At 68.9% G+C, this 6700-nt stretch carries 5 protein-coding genes; 2 read left to right on the top strand and 3 right to left on the bottom strand.

Features of this window, described 5'->3' with window-relative positions; all coding sequences use genetic code 11:
- Window positions 1–3 precede the first annotated feature (3 nt).
- Together ABZ027_RS17410 and ABZ027_RS17415 are read left to right on the top strand one after the other, a co-directional pair.
- Complete coding sequence (locus ABZ027_RS17410) at window positions 4–2121, top strand: SpoIIE family protein phosphatase (RefSeq protein ID WP_356769057.1); 2118 nt, start codon at window positions 4–6, stop codon at window positions 2119–2121.
- Window positions 2122–2159: 38 nt separating this feature from the next.
- Window positions 2160–2729, top strand: a complete 570-nt coding sequence (locus ABZ027_RS17415) for a DUF6461 domain-containing protein (protein WP_356769059.1) — start codon at window positions 2160–2162, stop codon at window positions 2727–2729.
- Between the two features lie 175 nt (window positions 2730–2904).
- Here ABZ027_RS17415 and ABZ027_RS17420 read toward each other — a convergent pair whose 3' ends face one another.
- From ABZ027_RS17420 to ABZ027_RS17430, 3 genes are all read right to left on the bottom strand, one after another.
- Window positions 2905–3501 (bottom strand): hypothetical protein, encoded by a 597-nt coding sequence (locus ABZ027_RS17420; protein WP_356769061.1) that lies wholly within the window; start codon window positions 3499–3501, stop codon window positions 2905–2907.
- A gap of 77 nt (window positions 3502–3578) precedes the next feature.
- The gene (locus tag ABZ027_RS17425; RefSeq protein WP_356769063.1) at window positions 3579–3971 is read right to left on the bottom strand and encodes a hypothetical protein; all 393 of its coding nucleotides are present in this window, start codon (window positions 3969–3971) and stop codon (window positions 3579–3581) included.
- Between the two features lie 44 nt (window positions 3972–4015).
- Window positions 4016–6361, bottom strand: coding sequence for a glycoside hydrolase domain-containing protein (locus ABZ027_RS17430; RefSeq protein WP_356769065.1), 2346 nt, complete (start codon window positions 6359–6361; stop codon window positions 4016–4018).
- Window positions 6362–6700 lie beyond the last annotated feature (339 nt).

Genomic DNA, 6700 nt, shown 5'->3' on the forward strand with positions numbered 1-6700 from the left:
CGCGTGACGGAGCAGCCGACCTTCGAACGCCCCCAGGCGGGCGTCGACCCCGCGGACGGCCGTGGGGCGCTTCTGCGTGCCTCCGCGGCGGCGTCCCACCCCCACGGCGCGGACACGCCGTCGTGCACGCCCGGCGCCGGAGTCTTACCGGTACAGGCGCGCGCCGGTGACACACCGCCGGCCGCCCCCGGTACGACGTCCGCGTCCGGTACGACGACATCGAGCGGCATGGACAACAACCCCGCCGGCACCGGCCCCGAGCACTCCCAGCCGGCCGCGGCAGAGCCCGACACCCACCGCCCTCGGCCCGTCCAGGAGAGCATCCCGCTCCAGCCGGGCGCCGAGGCCTCCGACACCGTGGACGGCACGGAGCGCCGGACCGGGCAGAGTCTGCCGCCGGGTGCGCCCACGCCGATGCGGCGGGACGGGGACCGGCTGCGCTTCGTGGGCGCCGCGACCCGGCGGATCGCCCGGGGCCTCGACCTCGACGAGATCGTGATGGGGCTGTGCCGGGCGACCGTGCCGACGTTCTCGGACGCCATCCTCGTCTATCTGCGCGACCCGCTGCCGGTCGGCGACGAACGGCCCGTCGGTCCGCTGGTGCTGCGGTTGCGCCGCACCGACCGGATCCCGCAGGAGCGGGACCTGGAGGACGGGATACTGCCGGTGCCGGTGCCGGACCCGTCCGAGCTGGGCACCATCGGCACCGAGCTGTGCGAGGTGCGGCCCGGCAGTGCGCTGGCCGAGGTGCTGCGCGGGGTGCGTCCCGTCTTCACGGACCCGCCCGCCGCGCGCGCCGCGCTGCCCGAGCTGCTGGGTGAGGGCGGCGAGTTCGCCGTACCGACCGGCAGGCGCGCGATCCTGGCCCCGCTGCGCGGCCGTCGCCGGGTGATCGGTGCCGCGCTGTTCCTGCGCCGCCCGGACCGGATCGCCTTCGAGCCGGACGATCTGCTGGTCGCCGCCCAGCTCGCCACGCACAGCGCGCTGGGCATCGACAAGGCGGTGCTGTACGGCCGTGAGGCGTACATCGCCGACGAGTTGCAGCGCACCATGCTGCCGGAGACCCTGCCGCGCCCGACCGGTGTGCGGCTGGCGTCCCGCTATCTGCCGGCCGCCGAGACCGCGCGGGTGGGCGGCGACTGGTACGACGCGATCCCGCTGCCCGGCAGCCGGGTCGCGCTGGTCGTCGGTGACGTCATGGGCCACTCCATGACCAGCGCGGCGATCATGGGCCAGCTGCGGACGACGGCCCAGACGCTGGCCGGACTCGACCTGCCCCCGCAGGAGGTCCTGCACCATCTGGACGAGCAGGCGCAGCGCCTGGGCACCGACCGCATGGCGACCTGCCTCTACGCCGTCTACGACCCGGTCTCGCATCGGATCACCATCGCCAACGCCGGCCATCCCCCGCCGGTCCTGCTGCACCTGGGCGGCCGGGCCGAGGTGCTGCGGGTGCCGCCGGGTGCGCCGATCGGTGTCGGCGGCGTCGACTTCGAGGCCGTGGAGCTGGACGCGCCCGCCGGAGCGACCCTGCTGCTGTACACCGACGGGCTGGTCGAGTCGCGCCTGCGGGACGTGTGGACCGGCATAGAGCAGCTGCGCGAGAAGCTCGCCGCGACCGCGCAGCTGACCGGGCCCGACCATCCGCCGCCGCTCGAAGCCCTGTGCGACGAGGTGCTCGACATGCTCGGCCCGGGCGACCGGGACGACGACATCGCGCTGCTCGCCGCCCGCTTCGACGGGATCGCGCCCAGCGATGTGGCGTACTGGTTCCTGGAGCCGGAGGAGATGGCTCCCGGCCGGGCCCGCCGACTGGCCCGCCGCGCGCTGTCCCGTTGGGGCATGGAGGAGCTCAGCGACTCGGTGGAGCTGCTGGTCAGCGAGGTCGTGACGAACGCGGTGCGGTACGCCACCCGGCCGATCACGCTACGGCTGCTGCGTACGGATGTCCTGCGCTGCGAAGTGGGCGACGACGTACCCCAGTTGCCGCGGCTGCGGCAGGCTCGGGCCACCGACGAGGGCGGGCGTGGACTGTATCTCGTGAACCGGCTGGCTCGGCGGTGGGGCGCGACTCGGTTGAGCACCGGGAAGGTGGTCTGGTTCGAGCTGAACCAGACGTGACAGCGAGGCGCGGGTGACGGCGACGGTCAGGGAACTCCGTGGACGGCGTCGCGTGGATCCGGGAAGCCTTTGACGCGTACTGCGTCACGTTCGCCAGAGGGGTGAGCGTGCCGGAACTGGTACGGCGGATGGGCTTGGACCCCGAGCGGATCCTGCCGTCGGTGTCCGCGGACGAGGCCCTGCGGCTCGCTCGGGACGAGGGACCCGTCGCCCGGCTCGGCACCGGCAACGGCTGGGCGTTCGCCGTGGAGTCCGCGAGCGCCGAGGGCACCGACCGGCGTACCCTGCGGCGGGTCTCCCGGGGTACGGACGCGGTCATGGTGTTGGACAGCGGCACCCCGCCGTACTGGTTCGTGCACGCCCGCGACGGGGAGATCGCCTCCGACTTCGAACCCGGTGTGGAGGCGGAGCAGATCGGCGGCGCCGATCCTTCGTTCCTGGTTCCGGCCATGCGGGAGGCGGGCATGCTGCTGCCGGACGGGACGGCCGATCCGGGCGACTGGGAGCCGGAGCGGCGGATCCTCACCGTGGCGGAGCGGGTGTTCTCGCTCGACCTGCCCCGTACGGCGATCGAGGGCGGGTCGCTTCCCGCGGTGGTCCTGGTCTAGATCGGCCGGCCGGTCCTGCCGTTGTGCCGGATCGCCGCGGTGAGGGCGAGTCCGGCGCAGGACGCGGACCGCCGACCCCGTCGGCTCGTGCCGTCTTTTCTCGCGGGCGTCCGCGGCACTCCGCGACCGGCACAGGACCGCCCCTGGAGCTTGCTCGGGGGCGGTCCTTCTGTCGCTAGCGGGCTGCCGCAGCCTTCTTGGCACGGCGGATGCGTGCCGGGGCGAAGGCGTCGATACTGCCGGCCCCCTGGCCGGGCGTGGCGTCCCAGCCCTGGATCCGACGGGCCAGACGGGTCAGACGGGCGTCACCCGGACGGACGTCGATCTGGAAGTGGGACTCCTTCACCGGGTCGAGGTCACCTCCCCAGGCGACGACGCCCTCGCAGTCGGCGAGAATGTCCCGCACAACAGTGCGCTCCTGCTCGGTCATCCCGGTGGCTTTGTCCGCGCCAAGAGGGTAGAAGAGCGGACGGATCGCCATCGCGGTGCCGGACAGGTGGTTCGACTCGAAGCCCGTGACGACGTCTCGGTCGGTGCTGTGCCCCTGGACATCGCCGGGGCGCAGCATGTCGATCTCGTACGAGAACCGGCGGGCCACATACAGCAGTACGGTGGCCACGTCCCCCTCCACCAGCGAGACGTGGACGTTGGGGGCACCCTCCAGGCGCTGCTCGGCGGCCTGGTCGACGAGGGGCCAGCCGTTCGCGGAGCGGGACCCACGCCATGTCCGCTCCTGCGGAGCGGCGAAGGCGGGTACGGCGGACGTGGTCACGAGAGCGGTCCCGAGGGCCAGGCCCGCCCCAAGACTCAGGACATGACGACGGCTGGGGTGGCCTGTGGACGCGTTTCTCAACGCATGGATCCTTTCCGGCTGATGAATGGGATCTTCCCGCTCCGTACGGCCAGCCCCACAGCGAGGAGGAGACAGAGGACCGCGGCGACCAGCAGTGTCACCACGGTGGGCGCGATCCAGGCGGGAACAAGGTTGATGACGCCATGGTCCGTGTGGCGGACCTGACGGGCGGGGAGAAAGGAGACGGCCTGGCCACGATCCCCGAACACCGAGATCACGCCGTACATGTTGATCAACCAGGCAACGCTCGCGAGGAGCAGCGCCGCTTCGGACAGGGCCCCATGGGCCTCGTCCGCCAGCAGCACCCGCTTGGTCCACGAGAACATGATGACCTTGGCGATCAGAACACCGATGGCCAAGACCGTGGTGGCCAACACGACGACCGTCATGATGCCTCTCCTTTCACCGAGCGGACCGAGTCGGGGTCCAGCTGCTATTCGACCTGGACGTGACCGGCCAGCACCTCGGCGAAGCCCTGGCAGAACTCGTTCAACTTGTTCGCCGGCAGAGCGCCGGGACCGATGGAAAGCGCACCGGCGTACTTCTTGAACAGCGCCGTGCGACCGGCCGCGATCGGCTCCTCTTCGGTCACCAGCATCTCGTGGGCCAGCGCGGTCGTCTGTGCCACGGTTTTACCGAACCGGGCCGCGTAGTAGTTCTGGAACCGCTTGGCGCCGCCGGCACCGGTGTAGTGGTCCCGCACCGCTTGCACGATGGTCGCACCGCCCCGGACCTTCTGGGCGAGCAGATAGCCGTCGGCATCCTCGACCAGGTCCGAGTAGGAGAAGGTGGAATTCACCCCGATCTTTCCGAGCTTCTCCTTGCAGTACGTGTAACCGGAGGAGTAACTGTCGCTGTCACGCCGCCACTCTCCGTAGAACGTGAACAGGTCGCCTCCCCACCCGCCGACGTCGCCCACGTTCACGGCCCCGGCGTCGGACGGCTGGGCCTTGACGAAATGCGCGTTGGCCGTGGCCATCAGATGCTCGGTGCCGAGTGAGACGCCGGAGAAGGGGTCCATGAGGTCGTGCGTGATGGAGGCGCCGCGGTCCTCGGCGTAGCTGATGAAGTCCCAGTCGGGGTCGCCGATCAGGATCCGCCACTGCCAGTCGCCGTACAACTTGTGGCGGAGGTACTCCATCACCAGCTGGTTGGGGTTGCCGCGGCCGTACGCCACGGCCAGGTCGTACAGCCCGGAGATGTAGGTGACGAACCCGTCCGCGGGAGTGGTCGGTTGATTGACGCTGTTCTGCCCTTCGTCCGATCCCTTCCGATGGGCGTCGGCATCGAGCCAGAAGGTGTCGGATCCGTTGGTGACCTTGAATTCCTTGATCTGGTTGAAGGACCAGTTCCCCGGCAGCGGGAAACCGAGGTTCCCCGAGAATCCCCAGGACATCCCGGACACGAACGAGAAGGCGGCGTAGGTCTCCTTGGTGACCTGGGCGCACACGTTGCGCGAGCCGTAGACGCCGTACATGTAGCGCTTGCCCCTGCTCGCCAGGCCCGAGGCCACTCCCTGGAAGTACTCGACGACCTTGGGCATGTCGGCAACGGTGGCGTCGTAGTCGACGGCGAAGTAGATGATGGTCCCGCGGTTGAAGCCGAAGTGCACGGCCTGGTCGTGGGCCCATCGTCCGTGCTCGTAGCCGTTGGACCAGGTGAAGTCATCGTAGTCGCGGGCGTTGTCCTGGAAGATCGGGAAGACGCGCAGGTTCGCGGCGAAGATGTCGGCGAGTTCGCCCTCCTCCAGCATCTTGGAGCCGCCGCCCGAGGACGCCTCGTTGATGTAGCGGCCGACGTACCGATAGCCGTCGGCGTACATCCTCGCCGCGCGCGACGGAGTGATGCTGTAGGCGGTGTCCGACGCGGCGACCTTCCGGTCCGGGTCACCCATGGACACCAGCAGCTGGGCCCACGTCGCGTAGTCGCCCACGCCGCTGACGTTGCCTTTGCTGTCGGTGAGCGCGGAGAACTTCTGGAAGCCACGCACCCAGCCGTCGATGTCGGCGTCCCAGGAGGAGGTGAAGTGCGTTCGCTGGTCGTCCTCGAGGGAGGTCGCGACCGGCTCGTTGAAGACGCAGGCGGCGGAGAACAACTGCATGAGGACCCCGGAGGACCCCGGACCCTGCGGGTTCGCCCTCAGGCCCGCCTGGGTGCCCGAACCGAAGTTTCCGGTGGCCTGGCTCTCGGGAATGCCGACTTCGATCTGTACGGCCTTCATCAGGGCCTGCTGGACGTCACGGGAGAAGATTCCGTCCGCGGGGCCTATGGAGAATGTGCTCTTCTGCCAATACCGCTGGTTCAGCCACTGCTGAATGGTGCGAACCTTGTCCGTGCCGCCGGCCACGACCACATAGGCGTCCATGTTCAAAATCGCCTTGAGCATCTTGGGCTGGACGACACCGCCGTCCTTGGATATTCCCATGTCGCTCTTCATCTGGTCCACCGAGGACGCCGCGACGGGGTCGAAGGAGGTGACACTCATGTCGCCGCCCCAGTAGCCCTTGCAGAACAACCCGTGCCGAATGATTTTGACGATGTTCTTGTTTTTCTGCCACCCGACGCCGATTTGACCGAGGGCGGCGACCTTGGAGAGAGTCCCGTCACCGAAATTGGCGACGACGGGACTGATACCCAGTTCGTACTGCAGGCCCATGATGAGGCTGTACATGGTGGCCCAGCCGGTAGTGCCGGTCTCCGGACACTTCACATAGCCCGGGACGCCACCGTAGGTAGCGTTCGCCCATTTCTGCGCCGCAAGTACCTTTTCGTCTGCCATGAAGCTCCCCGTACCTCGACCGCGTTCCACGTAGCGAAGGGGAAACAGACAGAAGCGACAACCGGTCAGCTTTTAACGCCACAGTGCACACCACCCTCGTCCCCCGAATGCACTTACAACTTACCGGAGAGTAGAGAAGCGAGGAGAGGAAATAAAATGGCATCGCCATGTGATCCACATCACCAGTGCGGCATTTCATGTGCGGCTTTTATTCAATTCCAACGGCGCCAGCACCACCTGGCGACAGCACCGCACGGCCGGCCTGTCCGTCCCCATGGCGAACACCCCGGTCCCGGTGAAGCCGGTCACGGTCAGGGAGGTGACGGTGACGCCCTCGAC

This window comes from Streptomyces sp. NPDC006332 (genome assembly GCF_040612855.1).
GTDB lineage: Bacteria > Actinomycetota > Actinomycetes > Streptomycetales > Streptomycetaceae > Streptomyces.

Excerpts from the sequence above, each read along its gene's own strand:
- ABZ027_RS17430 (WP_356769065.1), bottom strand. The coding sequence starts at position 6,361 with ATGGCAGACGAAAAGGTACTTGCGGCGCAGAAATGGGCGAACGCTACC.
- ABZ027_RS17425 (WP_356769063.1), bottom strand. The coding sequence starts at position 3,971 with ATGACGGTCGTCGTGTTGGCCACCACGGTCTTGGCCATCGGTGTTCTG.